Source organism: Pseudoalteromonas sp. S2893, assembly GCF_005887105.1.
Lineage (GTDB): Bacteria > Pseudomonadota > Gammaproteobacteria > Enterobacterales > Alteromonadaceae > Pseudoalteromonas > Pseudoalteromonas atlantica.
Genome location: NZ_PNCY01000016.1, coordinates 145,541 through 167,745 on the forward strand (window position 1 = coordinate 145,541; position 22,205 = coordinate 167,745).

General features: G+C 40.7%; 13 protein-coding genes and 1 tRNA gene. 7 read left to right on the plus strand and 7 right to left on the minus strand.

From position 1 onward, the window contains the following. Positions 1–25: 25 nt before the first annotated feature. From iscU to CWC04_RS10695, 6 genes are all read left to right on the plus strand, one after another. Entirely contained in the window at positions 26–409 is a 384-nt protein-coding gene (gene iscU, locus CWC04_RS10670) for a Fe-S cluster assembly scaffold IscU (protein WP_004585772.1), read from the plus strand. Between the two features lie 9 nt (positions 410–418). Continuing rightward, complete coding sequence (gene iscA / locus CWC04_RS10675) at positions 419–742, plus strand: iron-sulfur cluster assembly protein IscA (RefSeq protein ID WP_138685389.1); 324 nt, start codon at positions 419–421, stop codon at positions 740–742. A gap of 96 nt (positions 743–838) precedes the next feature. Further along, positions 839–1,366, plus strand: a complete 528-nt coding sequence (gene hscB, locus CWC04_RS10680) for a co-chaperone HscB (RefSeq protein ID WP_004585774.1) — start codon at positions 839–841, stop codon at positions 1,364–1,366. Positions 1,367–1,407: 41 nt separating this feature from the next. Continuing rightward, complete coding sequence (hscA, locus tag CWC04_RS10685) at positions 1,408–3,270, plus strand: Fe-S protein assembly chaperone HscA (RefSeq protein ID WP_138685390.1); 1,863 nt, start codon at positions 1,408–1,410, stop codon at positions 3,268–3,270. 10 nt (positions 3,271–3,280) lie between these two features. Continuing rightward, positions 3,281–3,619: an ISC system 2Fe-2S type ferredoxin gene (gene fdx / locus CWC04_RS10690; RefSeq protein ID WP_004585776.1), complete on the plus strand. Its 339-nt coding sequence runs from the start codon at positions 3,281–3,283 to the stop codon at positions 3,617–3,619. Positions 3,620–4,015: 396 nt separating this feature from the next. Continuing rightward, complete coding sequence (locus CWC04_RS10695) at positions 4,016–5,443, plus strand: NAD-dependent succinate-semialdehyde dehydrogenase (RefSeq protein WP_138685391.1); 1,428 nt, start codon at positions 4,016–4,018, stop codon at positions 5,441–5,443. A 446-nt stretch (positions 5,444–5,889) separates the two neighbouring features. On the opposite strand, the gene CWC04_RS10700 is transcribed toward CWC04_RS10695, so the two are convergent. The 7 genes from CWC04_RS10700 to CWC04_RS10730 all read right to left on the minus strand — a co-directional run bounded on the left by CWC04_RS10700 (position 5,890) and on the right by CWC04_RS10730 (position 20,993). After that, positions 5,890–7,551, minus strand: coding sequence for an HD family phosphohydrolase (locus CWC04_RS10700; RefSeq protein ID WP_126005727.1), 1,662 nt, complete (start codon positions 7,549–7,551; stop codon positions 5,890–5,892). Beyond that, on the minus strand, positions 7,523–9,670 hold the full coding sequence (locus CWC04_RS10705) for a CHASE2 domain-containing protein (RefSeq protein ID WP_249326127.1): 2,148 nt from the start codon (positions 9,668–9,670) through the stop codon (positions 7,523–7,525). Before CWC04_RS10705 ends, CWC04_RS10700 begins: the two co-directional genes overlap by 29 nt. A gap of 80 nt (positions 9,671–9,750) precedes the next feature. After that, positions 9,751–10,599 carry an MBL fold metallo-hydrolase gene (locus tag CWC04_RS10710; RefSeq protein ID WP_138685393.1) on the minus strand — a complete coding sequence of 283 codons (849 nt, stop codon included), beginning with the start codon at positions 10,597–10,599 and terminating at the stop codon, positions 9,751–9,753. A 3-nt stretch (positions 10,600–10,602) separates the two neighbouring features. Next, complete coding sequence (locus CWC04_RS10715; RefSeq protein ID WP_138685394.1) at positions 10,603–18,126, minus strand: Ig-like domain-containing protein; 7,524 nt, start codon at positions 18,124–18,126, stop codon at positions 10,603–10,605. Positions 18,127–18,212: 86 nt separating this feature from the next. Beyond that, positions 18,213–19,343 (minus strand): FecR family protein, encoded by a 1,131-nt coding sequence (locus CWC04_RS10720; RefSeq protein ID WP_138685395.1) that lies wholly within the window; start codon positions 19,341–19,343, stop codon positions 18,213–18,215. A gap of 11 nt (positions 19,344–19,354) precedes the next feature. After that, entirely contained in the window at positions 19,355–20,683 is a 1,329-nt protein-coding gene (locus tag CWC04_RS10725) for a porin family protein (RefSeq protein WP_138685396.1), read from the minus strand. A gap of 234 nt (positions 20,684–20,917) precedes the next feature. Beyond that, a tRNA-His gene (locus tag CWC04_RS10730) sits at positions 20,918–20,993 on the minus strand. Between the two features lie 264 nt (positions 20,994–21,257). Between CWC04_RS10730 and CWC04_RS10735 the strand changes: the two genes are divergently transcribed. Further along, the gene (locus CWC04_RS10735; protein WP_024032471.1) at positions 21,258–22,076 is read left to right on the plus strand and encodes a mechanosensitive ion channel family protein; all 819 of its coding nucleotides are present in this window, start codon (positions 21,258–21,260) and stop codon (positions 22,074–22,076) included. Positions 22,077–22,205: the final 129 nt, after the last annotated feature.

Sequence of the window (22,205 nt, forward strand, 5' to 3'; positions counted from 1 at the left end):
CGTAGCAGGTAATGAGGATAGAATTATGGCTTATAGTGATAAAGTAATCGACCACGTAGAAAACCCACGTAACGTTGGTGTTTTAGACAAAAATGATCCGTCAGTGGCAACGGGTATGGTTGGCGCACCAGCATGTGGTGACGTAATGAAATTGCAAATTAAAGTATCGTCTGAAGGCGTTATTGAAGATGCAAAATTTAAAACATACGGTTGCGGCAGTGCAATTGCTTCATCATCACTTGTAACAGAGTGGGTGAAAGGCAAAACACTAGACGAAGCATCAACTATTAAAAACACTGATATCAGTGCAGAGCTTGAATTACCACCAGTGAAAATTCACTGTTCAATTTTAGCTGAAGATGCAATTCAAGCAGCAATTGCTGATTACAAAAGCAAACAAGCGAAGTAAGAGAAATTCATGGCAGTGACATTGACAGATGCGGCAGCAAACCGCGTACAATCATTTTTAGCAAACCGCGGTAAAGGTTTAGGCCTGCGCGTTGGCATTAAAACGACGGGCTGTTCAGGTCTTGCTTATGTACTCGAGTTTGTTGATGAGCTTAACGAAGACGATGAAACCTTTCAAGCTAAAGGCGTTACCTTAATTGTTGACGCTAAAAGCTTGGTTTACATTGACGGCACTGAGCTTGACTACACCAAAGAAGGCTTAAATGAAGGGTTTAAATTTAATAACCCTAACCAAGCCGACGAGTGTGGTTGTGGCGAAAGCTTTACTGTTTAAGCTCAGCTACCTTTGTAGTATTTTTAAGCCCTGCCAGTAATTGTAGGGCTTTGTTATTTGTGAAATTTGTATTTCTAAATTTTATTGGTTGAAGCTATGCGTTACTTTGAGTTATTTGCAATACCAGTTGATTACAACATTGACTTGGCAACAATAAATAAGCATTACCTAGAGCTGCAGCGCGCAGTGCATCCCGATCGCCACGCTAATGCGAGCAGCCGTGATAAGTTAATGGCCGTACAAAGTACCGCTGAAATTAACGATGCGCTACAAACGCTAAAACACCCAGTAAAACGAGCTGAATATATGCTCAGCGAACTAGGTGTTGATATTCGAGCTGAGCAACAAACACTGCAAGATCCAATGTTCTTAATGCAGCAAATGGAACTGCGTGAAGAGCTTGAAGAGCTCGCTTCAGCAAGTAATCCTGAGGCCGCTATCGCCAATTTTGAATCACAAATAAAGCAATTAAAAATCCAATACAGTAATGAACTTGCCGAGCAACTTGCAAGTAACGACGAGGCGCAATATCAACAAGCTGCTGACAACATTCGCAAATTAAAGTTTGTATATAAATTAGAAGACGAACTTGAGCGTATTGAAGACAGTTTATTTGACGATTAATTACTTGCTGTAAAGCGAGCAACACGAGTTTAAAGAGCATTATGGCATTATTGCAAATTGCTGAGCCGGGGCAGAGCGCGGCACCACATGAACACAAATTAGCAATAGGTATTGACCTAGGTACCACTAATTCATTGGTTGCAACGGTACAAAGTGGCGAAGCCCGCACATTAACAGATGATCTTGGTGCAGCCATGTTGCCATCGGTTGTGCGTTACCAAGCTGGCGGCATCACGGTAGGTACCGATGCTGCACAAGCTGCAACACAAGACCCAGCCAATACCCTTATTTCGGTTAAGCGTTTTTTAGGTAAAACCCAAGCCGAAATAGAGCAAAGCTACGGCCAATTACCGTACCAGTTTTGTGAAGATAACGGCTCGCTTGCCATTCAAACCGATGCCGGAAAAATCAGCCCTGTTAAAGCCTCTAGCCATATTTTAGCGGCACTTAAAGCGCGTGCAGAGCAAAGCTTTGGTAATCAAGAGATTTTAGGTGCAGTAATTACTGTGCCTGCGTACTTTGATGACGCACAGCGCCAAAGCACTAAAGATGCAGCCGAACTTGCTGGCATTAACGTATTACGTTTATTAAACGAGCCAACCGCTGCGGCAGTCGCTTACGGGTTAGACTCGGGCCAAGAAGGTATCATTGCTGTTTACGATTTAGGCGGCGGCACCTTTGATATTTCAATACTTCGCTTACACCAAGGTGTGTTTGAAGTAATGGCAACTGGCGGTGATTCAAGCTTAGGTGGCGATGATTTCGATTCGTTATTAGTCGATTACTTTAAGCAACAAACCGGTATTTCGGCATTATCGCCTTCTGTGCTTCGCTTATTTATTAATAAAGCAAAAGCCTGTAAAGAAGCGCTAAGCCAGTACGCAAAAGTAAATGTAGTGCTTGAATTTGACGAGCAAAAACACACCGTAGAAGTGACACGCGAAACCTTTGACGAGCTGGCTATGCCACTTGTTAAAAAAACACTTCGTTCGTGTCGTCGTGCAGTAAAAGATGCCGGCATCGAAAACGAAGAAGTGCTGCAAGTTGTAATGGTAGGTGGTTCAACTCGCATGCCACTGGTTCGCAGCCAGGTTGAAGGTTTTTTTGAAAAAGAGCCGCTAACATCAATCGACCCGGATCGTGTTGTTGCACTAGGTGCAGCATTACAAGCTGATGTATTAGTAGGTAATAAGCCCGATTCTGACATGCTATTACTTGATGTATTGCCACTGTCACTTGGCCTTGAAACGATGGGTGGGTTAGTAGAAAAAATAATCCCGCGTAATACCACTATTCCTGTTGCTCGTGCGCAAGAATTTACTACCTTTAAAGACGGCCAAACGGCAATGTCTTTACATGTGCTACAAGGTGAACGCGAACTAGTTGACGATTGCCGCTCGCTGGCTAAATTTAGCTTAAAAGGCATACCGGCTATGGCAGCAGGCGCTGCACATATTCGTGTTACCTTTAAAGTGGATGCCGATGGCTTGTTAAGTGTATCAGCAATGGAAAAATCAACGGGTGTGCAAGCTGAAATCCAAGTTAAACCATCGTTTGGCTTATCTGATGACCAAGTAGCTAACATGCTCAAAGAGTCAATGAGCAACGCTAAAGGTGACATGCAAGCACGTATGCTTAAAGAGCAACAAGTAGAAGCGCTACGTGTTATAGAAGCACTAGAGGCGTCACTTGCTAGCGACGGTGACTTGCTCGACGATATTCAACTTGCTAATTTAAAAGCTGAAATAAGCGAGCTTGCTAAAGTGCGCGAGACCGCACAGCAACCAGGTGAAATTAAAGCCGCAATTGAAAAAGTAGATAACGCTAGCAGCGATTTTGCCTCGCGCAGAATGGATGCATCAATTAAAAAGGCCCTTACAGGGCAGTCAGTAGACAACGTTTAAAGAGGTTAGAATGCCACAAATTATTTTTCTTCCCCATCCGGAATTATGTCCTGACGGTGCAGCACTTGAAGCGCCTGCGGGCGAAACAGTCCTTGATGTGGCCCTTAAAAACGGCATTAGCATTCCACACGCATGTGAAAAATCGTGTGCATGTACTACATGCCATTTAGTGATCCGCGAAGGCTTTGACTCACTAGACGAAAGCGATGAGCTAGAAGACGACATGCTAGATAAAGCATGGGGCTTAGAGTCAGAATCTCGCTTAGGATGCCAAGCAGTTATTAGAGATGAAGACTTAGTGGTTGAAATACCTAAGTACAATCTCAATATCGTTAATGAAGAGCACTAGTTTTTAATTAACGAGAATTTTTTAAAAGCCGCTGTTTTTTACAGCGGCTTTTTTGTTTAAGAGATTGTATAAGCACGTAGCAGCGACTTTATGTCGCGTTTTTAAATGAATGATCACGTAATCATAATCGCGGGGTAAACCCGCTGCTACATTTACACCGTAGCAGCGACTTTACGTCGCGTTTTTAAATGAATGATCACGTAATCATAATCGCGGGGTAAACCCGCTGCTACATCTTACACCGTAGCAGCGACTTTATGTCGCGTTTTTAAAATAGGCCTAGATCTAAAGTGATCACGTTTTACAGGTCGAATTACAGTCAAGGAATTATCGCTTTTGGCTAAACCCGCTGCTACGCGTTTTACCTAACCCATAAAACTATTTCGGAGGTCTATTTTGAGTAATCTAATTTTTTGTGACTCGTTTATTAATGGTGAATTTTATAAAACCAATAAACGTTTTAGCGTTGACGACCCCGCGACCGAAAAAAGTATTGTTGAAGTAAGTGATATAGACGAGCAAGGCGTTAATAGCGCAATAAAGGCAGCGCAAGGTGCGTTTGTTAAGTTAAAATCAACCAATGCCACTGAGCGAAGTAATACGCTAATGCGTTGGTATGAGCTGATAATAAAACACAAGCAAACGCTTGCTGAGCTAATGACAAAAGAGCAAGGTAAACCGCTTAAAGAGTCGTTAGGTGAAATAGACTATGGCGCTGGGTTTATAAAATGGTTTGCAGAAGAAGCTAAACGCAGTTACGGCGATGTGATCCCCCCAACCGACGATACACATAGATTAACGAGCTTTAAACAACCTGTAGGCGTTGTGGCTGGCATTACTCCTTGGAACTTTCCGGTTGCTATGGTGACACGTAAAGTGGCGCCAGCATACGCTGCAGGCTGTAGCTTTGTGCTAAAACCTTCTGAATATACGCCTTTATGTGCTTTGGCGTTGGCATACCTTGCCGATCAAGCCGGGTTTGTAAAAGGAGCTTTTAACGTACTGATTTCGCAAGACGCAAAAACAGTCGGACAAATACTTACAGACTCAGAAGTGGTGCGCAAATTTACTTTTACAGGTTCAACAGGCGTAGGCAAGCAGTTACTTTCTCAGTGTGCGGGTACGATTAAACGTACCTCCATGGAACTTGGCGGAAACGCCCCCTTTATTATTTTTGATAACGCCGATATAGACGAAGCAATCGACGGCCTCATGGCGGCTAAGTTTAGAAACAGTGGCCAAGCATGTGTAGCCGCAAACCGCATTTTTATTCAGCGCAGTATTTTAGATGAAGTGCTGAGTAAAATTACGCCTAAAGTAGCCGCATTAAAAGTAGCCAATGGGTTTGAAGAGGACGTAGACATTGGCCCCCTTATTTACCCAAAAGCGAAAGAAAAAGTGCAGCAGCTTGTGCAAGATGCACTTGATAAAGGCGCAGACCTAATAGGGGATAACGGCGATTTAGGCGGCAGCTTTCAAAACCCGCTCATTGTTACTAACGTAACGACCGAAATGGATATATACCACGAAGAAGTATTTGGCCCGGTATTAACGGTTATTCCTTTTGATGAGGAAAGCGAAGTACTAGCCCTTGCTAACGATGTTCCATATGGCTTAGCGGCTTATTTTTATAGTCAAAATATCAAGCAGATCTATCGTATTAGCGAAGGGCTTGAGTTTGGCATGGTTGGTGTTAACGAAGGGGTTATATCTAACCCTGTGGCACCGTTTGGTGGAGTTAAGCAATCAGGCTTAGGCCGAGAAGGGGGCCATCAAGGGCTTGATGAATACCTTGAAGAAAAATATGTGTGTATCAAAGTTTAAAAAATGATGACACCATAAACTATGAAAAATTGGTTACCCAGCACGGCTTAGGTTATTAATACCAATTTGCTTAATTAAGTGATCAATTTGGGGATGGCAAAACGTGTTGATAGCTAGGCAAAAAATTCGCTATTTAGTTGTTCTTGGCAATTGCGCCTGCATTGCTCTACCTTGTGCATCCATGCAGTCGTAAATGAGCATTTTTTAACGCCGGTAGCGGCACGTTTAGCCCCATAAAATGATTAAATATTATTGCGGAATTGGTACAGGTTTATAACTACAGGTTACCTTTTTATTGCTAGATATAGGCCTAAGTGCTACATTTACGGCATAATTTTTGTTTAAAAATAATCAAAAATAAAAAGAATTTCTACTTGTAGAAATAACCCGTGTGTAAATGCCACCGCAAGGTGGCATTTTTTATAGCTTGAGTAAGTTTAGCTGGCTTATTTTATAGGTGAATAGCCCGGTAGGGTGGTTAAATCAACAAAGTCTAATTGCTCTGCAATTGCGTACTCATTTATGTAGTGCTTATACACTTCACTCTCTACAAATACCGCGAATATATCGGCGTCTAAATGGTTGTTCTCTACCATTTTTCCTAAAATAGCTAAACACTCACTCACAGGCTTTGCTTTTTTATAAGGCCTATCTACTGCTGATAAGGCTTCAAAAATGTCTGCAATGGCCATTAGCCTTGCCGGAATCGACATTTGCTCTTTAGTTAATCCTTGCGGGTAGCCTGTACCATCTAGTTTTTCGTGGTGGCCCAATGCATATTCAGACACATTACTTAAATGTTTAGGGAATGGCAGTGTGTCTAAAATATTTTTAGTCACATCCATATGGCGCTTCATAACGTCGCGCTCGCCGAGCGTTAGTGTGCCCCTGCGTATTTGTAAATTCTCTACTTCATCTGCGTTTAGTAACGGGGTATCTTTGCCGTTTATAGTTAAATGATAGTGAGATGCAATGCGGTCAATATTCGCAACATCTTCATCTGATAAAAATTCGCCACCCACATTAACTCTTTGCAAAAACGCGCGATCTAAAGAAAGTTGTTTTAATTCGGTATCGAGTAAGCGCTCAAATTGTAAAACCTCAATTGGCCTATTGAGCTTCATTGCAGAGATAATTTGTTTTTGATAGCTTATTTCTAAATCACGTTTAATAACTTCAAATTTAGCTTCAATGTGTTCAATACGATCAAAAATAGTCTCTAACTTGGTCGACTTTTCCATGATGTGATCGGGGGTCGCTATTTTGCCGCAATCATGAAGCCAGCCTGCTATATCTAGCTCATGGCGGTCTGCATCACTCATTAAAAAGTTAGCCAAGGGACCACGGTCAATTTTATGCACAGCATCAGCAAGCATTAAAGTAAGCGCAGGAACTCGCTTACAGTGTCCGCCTGTATGAGGGGACTTTTCGTCGATGGCCATAGCAATGGTTTCTACAAATTTAGAAAATAGCTCTTCCATTCCCTTAATAAGGGTAGAGTTTGTCAGTGATATAGCGCCTAACGATGCAAATGATCGTATCAATGTGACAAGTTCGTCACTATAAGTGATTATATTGTCGTGTTGATCTTTTACGTTGATCAGTTGGATCACACCAATAATATCATCGGTATGATCTTTTAGCGGAATCGTTAACATAGATTGAGTACGATACCCCGTACGCGCATCCATATTACGCGCAGCGCTCATATCAAAGGGCAGGGCCGCGTAGACATCCGGAATATTAATAATCTCACCAGAGTTAACCGCATGAGCGACAATAGCTGTTTCGTTTTCTTTTCCATCTATAAACAAATCTATATTAGGAAAGTCAACGGGCTTCCCTGAAGCTCCCCCTAAATAGAGGTCTAAAGATTTATTAATAACCGTTTCAAACTTTAGCTGCTTGTCATCTGTAATAGAGTAAATAGTCCCCGCGTCAGAGTTAGAAATAGACATAACAACTTGTAGAATTTCTTCAAGAAGTTTACTCGCATCCTTTTCTGTTGTTAGCCTAATACTAATATCAATAAAGTGATGAAGATTTGTTCTATCTTTAATGTACTCAGACATATTATTACTACTTTGTTTTGTGGATAAAGGCGCCATTCCAATCCTGTGCTAAAGTTTGCAAATCGGTATTTTTAATTCGGTTAATAAAAATGTGGTAAACGTGATCACTCAATAAGGCAGTTTCACTTAGCTCTTCAAATAACGATAGAGCGAGTTGCCAATTTTTATTATTGTAATGCTGCATAGCAGTGAACGACTTTTTAATTTCAAATAGCTGGCTTTCGCTTATATCAGCTATAAAGTTGACAGGCTCATATAGCTCAGTTGCATTTGCTTTACCCACTACCTGTACTTTATCAATTAAGCGAAATGCAATATGTGGACAAGCAAGCATTGTCTCTTCTGTAACCAGAATAGCTACCCCGTAAAATTTGGTCAAGCTTTCTACTCTTGAGCCTAAATTAACTGCATCTCCAAGTACTGTATAGGCTTTTCTGTACACCGAGCCCATATCGCCAACATTCATTTCGCCAGTGCTTATACCCACACCAATGCTAATGGGAGGAAGCTGCTGCTCAGCAAATGCTTTATTAAGGCTTGTAAGGCCTGCTACCATTGCCATTGCTGCTTCAACACCGTGTTTTGCGTGGTCGCTATCTTCAAGTGGGGCATTCCAAAAGGCCATAATCATATCGCCTACGTATTTGTCTATTGTGCCGCTGTGATCAAAAATAACTTTTGTAGTCGCCGATAAGTACTGATTTAAATAATCACTTAATTGATTTGCGCTCATTCCTTCCGACAGCGCAGTAAAACTTCTTATATCAGCAAATAATACGGTCATATTTCGTTTTATACTTTGCTGAGTAAGCTGTTTACGTTGGCGAATTAACTGCTCAATATGGTCAGGCGGTACATACTGATTAAACATCGATTTAATTTTTCGGCTGTGCTTCATTTCTGCTATAGAGCCAATAAAAACAAAGTAGGCTGCTAATAGGGAAATAAGTAACAGCGGCATAAATAGCGGCAGACTAATTTTTTGTACTGACCATAAATAAAAATTAAGCAATATAACTAGCCCAGCCATACTCACTGAAAGAGTGACAATAAAGCGGGCGCTTTTACGAAAACTTAAAAACGATAAGCAACAGCCTACAAAGGTAATTATTAATAATGTTGCCCCTAAAGCCCATGTGGGTTGAGAAGGTAAAATTTCTGGATGGAGTAGCCCTTCAAAAATATTGGCATGCACTTCTACCCCTGGGTATTGTAAACCCACTGGTGTTGCTCTTAAATCAGCTAAACCAATTGCGGATGTACCAATAAATGCTACGCTGCCTTCTAATTGCTGCTCGGTAACTTTTTTGGTTAATACATCTGTGGCAGAGTAATACTGAAAACTTTTAGCACGGCCTTTGTACGGGATATAAATTTGGCCGTACTCATCTGTTTGAATCCAATGCTCATGAAATTTAACCCCTTCAAAAAAAGTCAGGTCGCCTTGGGCACTCGCGCGTGTTTCAACACTGTCCGCTAAGGTATATAAACGTGCTGCCTCAAGTGCTAAAGAAGGGTAGAGCTTATCACCTACTCTATTAACCAGTGCCGCTTTACGGATAAATCCGTCGTTTTCGCTGTGAGCATTGATAAATCCGTTGCCCGTAGCACTATTTTGCAGCATAGGTATATTAACAGTAGCGCCTAAAAACTGGGTTACTTGGGAGTTACTTTGCTCGCTCTTTGGCCATAGTACGCTTGTCTCTGGCAACGGGTTACGCTGTTTGTAGGTATCGTTGTTTAATAAAAAACCCAATACGGTATCGTTACTATTGAGTGCTTTAGCAAAGGTGGTATCAGCGTCTACCTGATGTTTAATATCATTTAACGCTACTTTGTATGCACTTAATAAATCAGGGGCTCTAGATTGAATTTGGTTAACAGGGTTTGTTTCCGGTTCAGAAAAAAATATATCAAATGCAATAACTACAACACCGGCCTCTGTGAGTTTATTTACCAGGTCTGCCATTTTTGCCCGGCTCCACGGGAAACGCCCTTGCTCTTGCATCGTTTTTTCATCTATGTCGATAATAACAACGGTTTCGTCGAGCTGACGGGGAGTATCGGGTAAAGTTAGCAATAGCCTAGAGTCGTAAATAATACCTTCGACCCTATTGAGCAGCTTGGCTAATGCGCCACTAGAGAATAATTCCACAGCAGCTATAAGCAGCGTAATGGTTAAGCCTACAAATAGGTGGCGGTAAATTTTAGGAATATAAACGCGAGAAATAACTATTAATCCTTACTTGGCGTAAACTCAAAAGTTCGGCCTTCTCTGGCACATTCAATATTAATATGCTCGCCATAATTTGCCTGTAAATGTGTTTCTATTGCGAGTAGCTCGTCATCGGTTCTTGCTGGGTCGTGGCTTATAATCGCTAAATTTTTAATACACGCTTGCATTGCTAATTCAGCTACTTGCTTAAATGTACTATGCCCCCAACCGTGCTTAAGCGTGAGCTCTTCGGTAGTAAATTGTGCATCATGAATTAATAAGTCAGCATCTTTAATAAACTCAGCCCACTGGGTAACTGTGGTTTTAACAACACCGGGTGGGGCCAATTCGTTATCTGTTATATAAGCAATTTTTTTGCCTTCAGCATGCACACAATACGCTGTGCCCCCGCCTGGGTGATTTAACGGCGCGGTAAATACGTTAAAACTATTTAGAGTAAAGTTTTTTTGAGAAGCAAGCTGAGTGTTTAATGTAATGTTTGCAGGTAAGTGTTGGTAGCTAACCGGAAAAAAAGAGCCAGACATTTGCATTAAAATCGCATTTTTAGTTTGCTCGTCTTCAACATCACCTACAACAATGGTTATATCGCGATCGGCTTGGTAAATAGGCTTAAAAAAAGGAAAGCCTTGAATATGATCCCAATGATTATGCGTTAATAAAATTGCAATGGGGGTCGTGTGCTCTATGAGCTTTTCACCTAACTGTGCAATGCCCGTTCCTGAGTCGAGTATCAGGCTTTTGCCATTTGTTTGCTCAACATACACACATGAGGTGTTACCACCAAATTGGTGCGTATGCTCACCCGGAGATGGCATTGAGCCTCTTACGCCATAAAATTTAACTTTCATAATTTAGGGCTTAACTCCATCAGGGTAAAAGTTAAACTTAGATAAACTGACATTATTAGAGGCATTATCAAAGCATGTACTGCTAAGTACCACTTGGGTATCTGTTTGTAAAAGCATTGATGTAAACTGATGTGTGCCATCGCATTGATTAGCCTGATAATAACCAAGCGTATTTTCTCCAAATAAAGTGTCGATAGTGCCATTAGCTAATATACGGCCAATCACCCCTTTAGAATCACTCATGCCTGATAAAATTATATTACCTGTAGTATCAATCGCCGCATCGGCAACTTTAGTATCAGAACTTGGTGCTAATTGATATTGCCCCACACCACTAGTGGCAAAGCTTGTATCTTCGCTACCATCTGGTTGTAACTTGATGATCACCGCTTGGTTTGGCGTGGTGCCTTCATTAGCAACTAAATAGAGATTTGCCGCGCTATCGGCGAGTATTTTTGCTGCTCTATTACTAATATCTGTCGAAGAGCGGCTATCTGTATAGCTAAATAGCGCGTTAGCATCATCGTCTATTTTCAACATTATTAATTGCGAGTCACTGCCAGATACTTGCTTGCCTGCAATATATATATCTTTATTTGCATCTATATAGAGTGTTTCAAAAAACTCATTTACGCTGCCGTAGTAAGCACCGCTTGTAGCAAAGCTATTTTCTAAATTACCATCGCTTTTTAACATCGTTGCAAACGATCTTGTTACGCTTAAAGCATTAGTCGAAGATCCTACAGCAACAATATAGCCGCTGCTATCTACTGCAACATCTGCAAAGTTAACATTGATATTTAATATATCTACAGTGGTATAAATACCTTCGCTGGCAAAGCTTTCATCTAGGTAACCGTCCTGGTCTACTTTTGCTATAAAGCCTTCTTCGTTTAAACCGTTTATGAGTGTACCCGCAATAATGATGCTGCCATCGCTAAGCTCTTTTAAAGTAATGGTTTTAAACGCAACATTAATATTTAAGGCTTTACTACCATCAAGGCTAAAGCTGGTATCAATAATGCCTGCACTGCTATAGCGAGTGAGCACTAGCTTATTATTAGTATTAAGTTGTGCAATAGAGGCACTTAAAAACTTATTGGCTTGCACGCCGTTTTGTAGCTGCAATACATTCATCGATAAGTCGTCTGAGCTAACACTTAAGTCATTTATACTTGTATAGCCATTTATTGCAAAGTCGGTGTTTAAATTTGCATCACTCGTTATTGACGTTACAAAGGGCTCATTAGATGAATCGTTAAATTTGCCTGATAGCCACAGAGTGTCATTTTCATCAATAGTTGATGCATTAGCAGATTGATGACTGATAACGTTAGAGACGATGTTTATGCCTGCATTGCCGTAGCTAGTGTCAAGCGCGCCATCAGATATAGATACTCGCGCCGAAAATAGTTGCTCGTTTTGAGTATCATCAGAGGCTTCCATACCAGTAGTACCTGAGAGGATTATTTGATTACTCATAGGGGCGTATTGCACACCCGTTATTTGTGCGCCGCCATTAGCAGAACCCGAGTTTTCATCAATATTGTATACGGCAATTCCTTCATCCCCTATATTTTCATCAATATTGCCATTGTTATCAATTGAGATCATTACAGCCTCTTTCTCACCTGAAGAGCGAGTAATATACCCACCTACAAAGGCATTAAAGTTAGCTGCGTCTACTCCACCAACTGCAAGTAGCTCATCGTCACCTTCTTCGTCCGATAAATCTAATATAAGCGCATCGCCAGAGTTAAAACTTCCGTTATTGTTGCCATCCGGAATAAGGTATCTGATGGTTGCATCTAAATCACCTTCTTCACCTATGCTGCTTCCCACTACAAGTAAATTAGAGTTACCAAAGTTTTTAATAGCGTGCGATTCATCATCCAGGTTTTGGCCACTTACATCTACTATACCTGGGCTGCCTGATTCATAAGCGAGGGTCGATACATCAAATTTAAGAAATAAACTGTCTTTGTCTGAACCATTTACCGAGTAGCCAACGCCTTGTATTTTATTGTCGGTGAACTCAAGGTCGTTTATTACAGATTCACTAGCCAGTGTTGTACATTTAGTACCGCTGTTAGCGTCGCCAGAGTTAGTACTTATAACGCCTGCAGCACTCATTTTTAATAAACATGCTTCAGTTTCTGAGCCATTAAAGCTTGAATAACCTATAAATAACTCGCCATTACCAGAGATAATAGCTGTGCCTGTTTCATCTTCACCAAAATCTATCGTTTTAAAGCCGCTGCTATTAAATGCAGTGTTTAAATCGCCCGTATTGGTATAAGAAACAACAACGATATCTGTATCTGTGTTGTTATTGTAACCTACAAAATAAAGGTTAGTGTTAAGCTCAATGCTATCGTTAAATTCACCGTTTGAAAAAACGCTCGAAAGATCTAACTGTTCGCTAATCGCTCGTCCAAATGTATCATCTTCTACAGGAATTAACGGGTCTTCTTCATCCGTAATATTCACATTAATGGTTATTGTAGTGGTTTCATTTGGAGAGCCGTTATCGGTAATATCTATATTAACTGTGTGCTGTGTAGCTATTTCAAAATTAAAGGCACTGTTGCTATTTACGGTTAACAACCCGCTATTGCTATCAATATTAAATAATGAGGTTTCGCCACCGCTTAGGCTAAATGTGAGGGTGTCATTTTCAATATCAGACGCTGTTACAGTACCAATTGTTTCTCCATCAGTGGCATTTTCACCAATAGCAAAAGTTTGATTTACTGCCGTTGGAGCATCGTTAATTGCTACAATTGTAATAGTTAAATTACCTTGTACCTCATCAGTACCATCACTTAACGTGTAGGTGAGTGTTGCTGTACTTTCGTTGTTTAAGGCGGGAGTATATTTAATCTCATTATTTTCAACGCTCGCTGTACCAATATCTGCTGTAACGGCTGTTATAGCTAGGGTATCGGTTGCATCTGCATCGGTGTCGTTGCTTATAACGTCAATGGTTGTTTCGGGAGCATCTTCATTGATAGTTGCTGTATCAGGTTGCGCTACAGGCGCATCATTTACAGGGGTTACATTAATGGTTAATGTTCCCGCAGCAGTGTCTGTACCATCGCTTAGGATATAATTTACGATTACTTGGCCATTAAAGTTAGCTTCTGGCGTGTAAACAACGTTAGCACCAGAGCTAGAAATGGCGCCAACATCAGCATTTACAGAAGTAATAGAAAGAGTATCGCTTTCTATATCTGTATCGTTGCTCAGCACATTTATATTTGTTGCTGCGGCATCTTCTAAAATAGTGGCAGTATCAGGGTTTGCAACAGGTGCATCGTTCACTGGGGTTACCGTAATAGTTAACACGCCATTGGCTGTATCAGTGCCATCAGTTAGGGTGTAATTTATAGTAGCTTGACCATTAAAGTTTGCATCTGGAGTATAAATTACATCACTTGCAGAGCTTGTTACCGTGCCCGATGTGGCAGTTACAGCACTAATAGAAAGTGTATCGTTTTCTACATCAGTGTCGTTGCCCAACACATTAATATTTGTTGCTGCGGCATCTTCTAAAATAGTGGCAGTATCTGGGGTTGCTACCGGTGCATCGTTCACTGAATTGATTGTGATATTAAGTGTAGCTGATGTAGCCGCCTCGCCATCACTAATTGTATAGGTAACAACTGCAGTGCCGTTATAATCAGCTTGCGGTGTATATTGTATTTGATTAGCCACAATGGTTGCGCTTCCTGAGTCAGCAGAAACCGTGGTAATAGTGAGTGAGTCGCCCTCAGTGTCAGTATCATTAGCCACTACATTTACAGTAGTCGAGCTGTCTTCATTTATTGTGGCAGTATCAGGGTTGGCAACTGGCGCATCGTTTACCGGTGTAACCGTAATATTAAGTACCCCAGAGGCTGTATCGGTGCCATCACTTAGGGTGTAAGTTATAACTGCTTGACCGTTAAAATCGGCTTCTGGAGTATAAGCAAGGTTGCTACCGGCTACCGAAACGCTACCAGTATTGGTACTTGCATCGCTTATCGTGAGCGAGTCATTTTCAGGGTCTGTGTCGTTACTTAATACATTAATGTTTGTTGTTACGGCATCTTCTAAAATTGTGGCAGAATCAGGGTTTGCAATTGGGGCATCGTTAACGGGCGTTACAGTTATTGTTAGTACGCCCATAGCCGTATCAGTACCATCACTTAGGGTATAATTTACCGTTACTTGGCCATTAAAATTAGCCTCAGACGTGAAGATTACATCATTACCTGTACTTGTAACTGCACCTGATGTGGTCGTTAGCGCACTAATAGAAAGAGCGTCGTTTTCTTCATCTGTATCATTGCCAAGTACGTTAATATTTGTTGCTGCAGCATCTTCTAAAATAGTCGCTGAGTCGGGGTTAGCAACAGGTGCATCGTTAACTGCTGTTACCGTTACCGTAAGCACACCTGCGGCGGTAGTCGTGCCGTCAGTAAGTGTGTAATTTACAACGGCTTGGCCGTTAAAGTTTGCCTCAGGTGTGTAAACTAGGTTACTGCCAGACACCGATACTGAGCCGGTGCTTGCACTTGCTGTGCTAATAGCAAGGGGGTCGTTGTCTACATCTGTGTCGTTAGCTATCACGCTAATACTCGTTGGCGCAGCATCTTCTAAAATGGTTGCGGTATCAGGGTTTGCTACCGGCGTATCATTAACAGAGGTAATTGTTACTGTAAGTACCCCAGAAGCACTTTGCGTACCGTCGGTTATTGTATAGCCGACTGTTGCAGTGCCATTATCGTTTTCTGCAGGGGTATATTGAATTTGAGAATTTACAATTGAGACACTACCAATATCACTGCTAGCAGAGCTAAGAGTTAAGGTATCACCATCTATGTCTGTGTCGTTACTTAATACATTTATTAAGGTAGCAGTAGCGTCTTCTGTAATGGTAATGCTATCGGCATTTGCTATGGGTGCATCATTAACTGGCGAAATGGTTACTTGTAAATTAGCCGTTGCTTCTGCGCCGTTATTATCGGATACACTGTACGATACAATTGCCACGCCATGGGTATTAGGTGCAGAGCTATACTGAATTTTATTATCAACAATGCTGGCTGAACCAAATTCGGTGCCAACACTTGTTATAGTTAAATTGTTACTGTCTATATCAGTATCGTTGGCAAGCACATCAACTAAAATTGGCGATGCATCTTCTTGCATTGCGGCGCTATCAGCCACCGCAATGGGGGCATCGTTAACCGGTATAATAATGAGGGTGGCTATTGCGCTACTTTGAGCTGGCGTGCCATCGGCAATGCCATCAGAAATCGTATAGTTTAGGGTTACTTCACCAAAGTAATTGGGCTCAGGTGTATACTCAATTTTATTGTTTACAATGCGTGCGCTGCCGATTGTATTTGTAACATTAGTAAGGGTAAGTGTATCGCCGTTGGCATCTGTATCGTTTTCTAATACGTTTAACAAAGTAGCTGGGCTGTCTTCTAATATCGTATATTCATCATCATTAGCTTCAGCAGGGGAGTTAGACCCTGTTTTACTTAACACAACTTGTGCTGTGGATGTTAGCCCTTGTTCATTTGAAACTGAATAAGTAAAACTATCAACATCTAATGCATCTGAATCGGGTTGATAGGAAAATGACCCATCAACGTTAAGTGCCAAAGTACCGCTTTGTACGTTAACTACGGGAGTGGTGTTAACGGTGAGATTACCTGGCTCTATGTTTACATCGTTTTTAAGTAAGCCATTTTCAGCTGAAATAACCAATGTTTGATTATACTGAAATTGGTATTCATCATTTTGGGCATTAGGGGTATCAGGCTTGCTATTTATTGTGAGTGTTGCCGTTGCAGTGGCCGTGGCACCGAAATTGTCGATCACTTGGTATTGAAATTCATCGATACCGTAGTAGTTAGCATCAGGAATATATGAAAAACTACCATCGGTAGCCAATTGCAATTGCCCATGGGCAGGTGAAACAATATAAGTATCATCAATGATGAAAGTATCATTATTAGGGTCTGTGTCGTTAGCAAGTAAACCCTGGCTTGCATCAACTACAAGTGTGGTATCTTCATCTACACTATAGCTATCGTTTGCAGCAGTAGGCGGGCTATTTTGATCCAGTGCATTAATTGTAACACTTGCAATAGCCTCAGCACCTTGAGCATCAAAAATACGGTACTGAAAACTATCAGTGCCTTGCATATTTGCACTACCTACATATTCAAAGCTGCCATCAGCAACAAGTGTGAGAGTACCCTTACTCGGTAGGCTAACAGGCGTTGTATCTAGAGTGAGTAGATCTTGGTCTATATCGCTGTCGTTATTTAATAAGCCGGGGGCGCCAACTAATAACGTTCCGGCAGCACTTATATTGTATGTGTTATTAAGGGCTATGGGGGCATCGTTTACAGCATTAATCGTTATTTCTACAATACCGGTATCTGTCATCCCAAGTTCATTAATTACTTGGTAACTAAATGCATCAATGCCGTTAAAGTTAGCTCGTGGGGTATAAGTAAAATCACCGCTTTCGCTGAGTGAAATACTGCCATGCTGAGGTGTAACTAAAGGGGTTGTGTTTATATATAGCTCCCCTTGGTACTCATCAGTGTCGTTAGTTAAAACGTTGCCTTGCAAGGCTTGATCTTCATTAACTAAAAATTGATCGTTTACCGCTTTTGGCGCAAAGTTTAGCTCTCCTCCTTGCGGTGCTACGTTAATTAATTTTGCAAAGCCACTTTCACCACTGCCATCTACACCAGTTATTAAAACTTGATAGCTTTTATCAGCTAATAGGTTGTCTACACTAAAGCTAGAGCCAGATACGCTCAAAAACTGCTGGCCATTTTCTAGCGTATTTATATTGCTGGTGGTAATGCCTGCTTCGGTTGCTAAGTAAATATTGTAGCGGTTTAAGTTTTCGTTTTCTTGCCACGCTAAATTAATCGTTTGGCCGTCTCGCTGTGCAGTTGTGCCTTCTATTGGGTAGGGTTGCCAATTAGCCGTCACTGCGTCTGCAAGTACCTGGTTGTTAAGGCTATCGGTGATCCATATCTCTAAACGCAGATCACCAGGGTCAACGCCATAAAAGTAAGGGCTCAACCCTATAACCGACTGCTCGAAATCTGTTCCACATGCTTGTGTGCAAAGTGCTAGGCTTTTATTTACACTTGGTAGTACTAAATTTACTGCGCTAATGCCATCGGGATCAGACACGCTAAGTAAAAAAGTGATATTGCCTTGTATCACTTCATTAGTTTGCGAAAGAGTTATTGTAGCCTGAGAGTTTGCAACCGTTGTGCCTACAACCCCTCTGCTAGAGGCCACGGCACCCGACACCTGTGTTTTAGTAACAACAGAGTCACCCGTTATACCTGTAAGGTTTATCGGTGTAGCAGAAGGGGTGGGTGTAACTTGTTCTACAGGTAGCTGTTCTGAGTCTTGTTGAGCTGTCTCATCGGAGCCTCCACACGCACTAAGCAAAAAAACCATTGAACCGAGCAAAAAAAGGTTCTTTGCTGTCATTCTACATACTCCAATAAAAAGCTTTATATTCAAGTTACTTAACCTGAATACTAGTTAAGAAAATTATTACCCACAGTGCAGGTTACTTAAGGTTCTAATCTAAAGTCGCCACCGGCATTTACAGCAGGGTTATTAATTTCACTAAGGCTAAAATCACCCGTGATGGTATCTATGTCATTTAAAAACACAGCATCAATTTGGCCAGTTGCTTTATTGTTATTATGAGAAGCAAATGTAACGGCTAAATCTAGTTTGGTTAAATCGATTAAGCCGCTGTAAGCTGCATACCAGTTGCCGCCAGCATCATTAAAGCTAATTTCACCATCGGGAACTGTGCCGTTATCAAAATCTACCGACATAGACATAGAAAAATCACTGACCTCTCCTAGGCTCGACGACACATCAAAGCTGGTTGCTTGGTAATTAAAAACACCTTGGCGCTGCGCGATTTGGTCAATTAAGGTTGCATCATTTACCGCCTGAAATTGCTGCTGAGCATAAACATCAGTTATTGATATATCGGCATCTGTCGTTTTTTCTGAAGTATTGTTTTGTACTATTGATTGCTGCTCTGTTGGTTGCTCAGCACTTGTGTCATCACTAATAGTCGCTATGGTTTGGGTAAAAACAGCAGGTGCCTGAGTTGTTTTAATCACGCGCCCTAATGAAGTAACCTGCGCAAAAGAAAAAGGCTCATTACTTCCAAGGGATACAACGCTTTGATCTTCTAGTGTTAAATCTATTGCACCATCCCAAACTGCTACATACATATCACCATCTATAAGCTGTAGTTCAAAATGGGTACCGCGAATACCAATTGATCCAACCGGTGTTTTAACACTGTATGCGCCACCATTTTTTTTAATAACACCCGAAATAGAGCGTAGCCCGCCTTTTATTAGCTCAATAGAGGCAGAGCCTTGCTGAGTCATTGTATTAAACTCATAGTTAGCAATATTTAGCTCAGAGTTTTCTTTTAATGCTATTAAGCCGCCATCAGACATTGAAAATTGCGCTTTGCTTTTTTCGCCAGTCGTTATTTTATCAACGCCATATACCGTGTCGCGTCGCTTAAGTGTTCGTTGTTGGGCGGATTCGGCATCTGTAGCAAGTACAGCGCCCCGAGCTAAAATAGTTTTTCCTGCAACAGTTGTGCTCGCTTGAGAATAAAAACTCACACAAAGTAAGGTGGTTAATACCGGAATTAAATGTTTCATAAGTACCTTAATTAGAATGAGTAACTTGCGCTTATATTGGTATCAAAGCGATCGTATTCGAACAAAGAAATATCACTGGTTTTGTCTTGGTAGTTCAATGCTAATTGCAACGCTAAACTTTTATTAACTAAGTAGCGTAACGAGCTAGAAAGTATCAATAGGTTATCGCTTCGCTCTTGAAGAAATAGCGGGTGCTCATCCTGATATTCAATCCATTGATACCCCGTTTGTGCAGAGACTTGCCATTGTTGGCTAAGTAATGCATTTATTTGGTAATAAATTCCGCTAATGCTTCTTGCATTAAACTCACCTTCGTCAATGTTAGCGCTTTCATTTTTAAAGTTTGCGCTAACGCTTTGGTACCATTTTTGAGATAGATAACTTGCACCTATATTAAGAGTGTAAAAGGAGTTATCTAGTTTCTCGTCAAATGTATTATTCATAAGGCCAATTGATAGCGCTCCAAATACACTTAATTGTTTATCAAATTGGTAACTAGCTCCACTTGTTAATGATGTCTCTGTTCTGTATAGCTCGCCATCTAACAGTAAAGGCGTAATACCAGCTTGCAAATACCACAGGGTATTATCATTTATCTTTTGTTGGTATCGACCTGATATATTGGTATTAATACGGTCGTATTCAGATAGCTCATTAAATTTATACCAATCGGTATTTACACCTAAAGCAAAAGAGCTTCGCTGGTCAATGGGGTGAAAGTACCGCCCTTTATAATTTAGCTTTATATAATTATCGTCGGTGCTTTTACTTTCTGGTGATAGTAAAAACTCACCCAAATTAGGGATTAAAATTGTATCCTCAGAGGTGCCTGCATTAACGTTACCATCTACACCATATGCAAGCTCAATGCTCTGATCATATGTACGCTCTGTTAAGCGCTGCTTGTTCTGTGATGTTGCTAATAAAGAACGAGCCGCTTTTTTTACACCTTCTGGTGAAGTATCAGTATTAATTAATAAAGTCGCTTGAGCGTTAGCTGCAGGTAAATTATTGGCAGCAATATAAGATTTTACTAAATATAAACGTGCTTCATACCACTGTGGTTTTGCTTCTATTACTCGCTCAAAAGCAAATACCGCCGGAGCAGAAAGACCAGAATTTAGTGCTGAAACCCCAAGCAAATAGTCAAAGTCAGGTTCGCCCAAATATTTATAGTTTTTTTGACTGCTTTTGTATGCTTCATCAAATTGCTTTTGCGAAATTAAATATTGCAGTTCACCAAGTAGCTTTACATAGGAAATATTATTTTGAGCTTTTGCATTCAAACTAGCAAAAGAAAGGTAACCAAGTAATAAAATAAAAATAGCGTGTTTGATCATGCTCGTTAGAATATCCCAAGAAGAAGTGGTGGTTTGCTAATACTAAATGCTATTAAACGTTAATAAGGTAGCACTTTCTGTTTATATGTAAAGTATATTGGTGCATTATTGTGCGATTGTAAACAGCAAACTAATTAGTATCTGATCAAGTAAGATATTCGGTAAATTAGATAGATGAGTAAGTTTAGATTGAAAAAACGAACGGAGGATAAAACAGGAACAAAAGGAAAAGAATGGGGCGATTGACGGGGCTTGAACCCGCGACAACCGGAATCACAATCCGGGGCTCTACCAACTGAGCTACAACCGCCACTACACACCTCGTTTGGTGTGGCGCGCATAATACATAATATTATAAATGTTGTGAAGCCTAAAATTAAAAAAAATCAAAAAAAATAAATATTTCATAAAATTGCCCACTAATCAGTAAAGGTTCATAAAGAGTGTGTAGCGTAATAGCGCTGACAATAAAAACTATTTTGTAGTGATAATTTACTATTTAATGAGAATAAAATGTAAATTAATGTATACTCACTTGCGGGAAATTGCTTAATAAAAACTATTTGGAGTTACTATGGATTCAATACTTACTTGGCTAAACGAAAACTCAGGCCTAATTTTACACTACGGTATTCAAGCAGTTATTGCGCTTGTTATCTTTTTACTTGGTAGCCGTATTGCCAAGTTTTGTGCAGGTTTAACAGAAAAAACATTCGATAAAAAGAAAGTTGATAAAGCTGTAGGCTCATTTGTATCGAGTATAGTTTATGCCATCGTATTTGCTGCCACTATTTTAATGGCACTTTCGCAAATCGGTATAGAAACAACCTCGTTTATTGCTATTTTAGGTGCGGCTGGCCTAGCTGTTGGTTTAGCGCTGCAAGGTTCGCTGTCTAACTTTGCATCTGGCGTACTTATTATATTACTTCGTCCATTTAAATCAGGTGAGTTTGTTGAAGCTGGCGGTAAAATGGGCACAGTTAAAAAAATTGAAATATTCTCTACAGAGCTTCGCACCCCAGATAACAAAGTAATTATCGTACCAAATTCACAAATTATGTCTGGTGCTATTACTAACTTCTCGCGTGAGTCTACTCGCCGTATCGATTTAGTAATTGGTGTAGGCTACGATGCTGATTTACGTAAAACAAAAGAAGTATTACAGTCAGTGCTTGACGCAGAGACTCGTTTACTTAAAGATCCTGCATATACTGTTGCAGTTTCTGAACTTGCAGACTCAAGCGTAAACTTTATTGTGCGTCCTTGGGTAAACTCTGGTGATTACTGGCCAACGTACTGGGCATTATTAGAGAACATTAAAATTGCATTAGATGATGCAGACATTACAATCCCATTTCCACAAATGGATGTACATTTACACAAGCAAGACTAATACAAATCCGCAATAATACTTAATCATTTTGCGGGGTTAAACGTGTCGCTTACTGCGTTAAAAAATTCTCATTTAGAACAACTAAATAGCGAATTTTTTGCCTGGCTATCAACACGTTTTTCCAGCCTC

Excerpts from the sequence above, each read along its gene's own strand:
- iscU (WP_004585772.1), top strand. The coding sequence starts at position 26 with ATGGCTTATAGTGATAAAGTAATCGACCACGTAGAAAACCCACGTAAC.
- iscA (WP_138685389.1), top strand. The coding sequence starts at position 419 with ATGGCAGTGACATTGACAGATGCGGCAGCAAACCGCGTACAATCATTT.
- hscB (WP_004585774.1), top strand. The coding sequence starts at position 839 with ATGCGTTACTTTGAGTTATTTGCAATACCAGTTGATTACAACATTGAC.
- hscA (WP_138685390.1), top strand. The coding sequence starts at position 1,408 with ATGGCATTATTGCAAATTGCTGAGCCGGGGCAGAGCGCGGCACCACAT.
- fdx (WP_004585776.1), top strand. The coding sequence starts at position 3,281 with ATGCCACAAATTATTTTTCTTCCCCATCCGGAATTATGTCCTGACGGT.
- CWC04_RS10700 (WP_126005727.1), bottom strand. The coding sequence starts at position 7,551 with ATGGCGCCTTTATCCACAAAACAAAGTAGTAATAATATGTCTGAGTAC.
- CWC04_RS10710 (WP_138685393.1), bottom strand. The coding sequence starts at position 10,599 with ATGAAAGTTAAATTTTATGGCGTAAGAGGCTCAATGCCATCTCCGGGT.
- CWC04_RS10715 (WP_138685394.1), bottom strand. The coding sequence starts at position 18,126 with ATGACAGCAAAGAACCTTTTTTTGCTCGGTTCAATGGTTTTTTTGCTT.
- CWC04_RS10720 (WP_138685395.1), bottom strand. The coding sequence starts at position 19,343 with ATGAAACATTTAATTCCGGTATTAACCACCTTACTTTGTGTGAGTTTT.
- CWC04_RS10725 (WP_138685396.1), bottom strand. The coding sequence starts at position 20,683 with ATGATCAAACACGCTATTTTTATTTTATTACTTGGTTACCTTTCTTTT.
- CWC04_RS10735 (WP_024032471.1), top strand. The coding sequence starts at position 21,258 with ATGGATTCAATACTTACTTGGCTAAACGAAAACTCAGGCCTAATTTTA.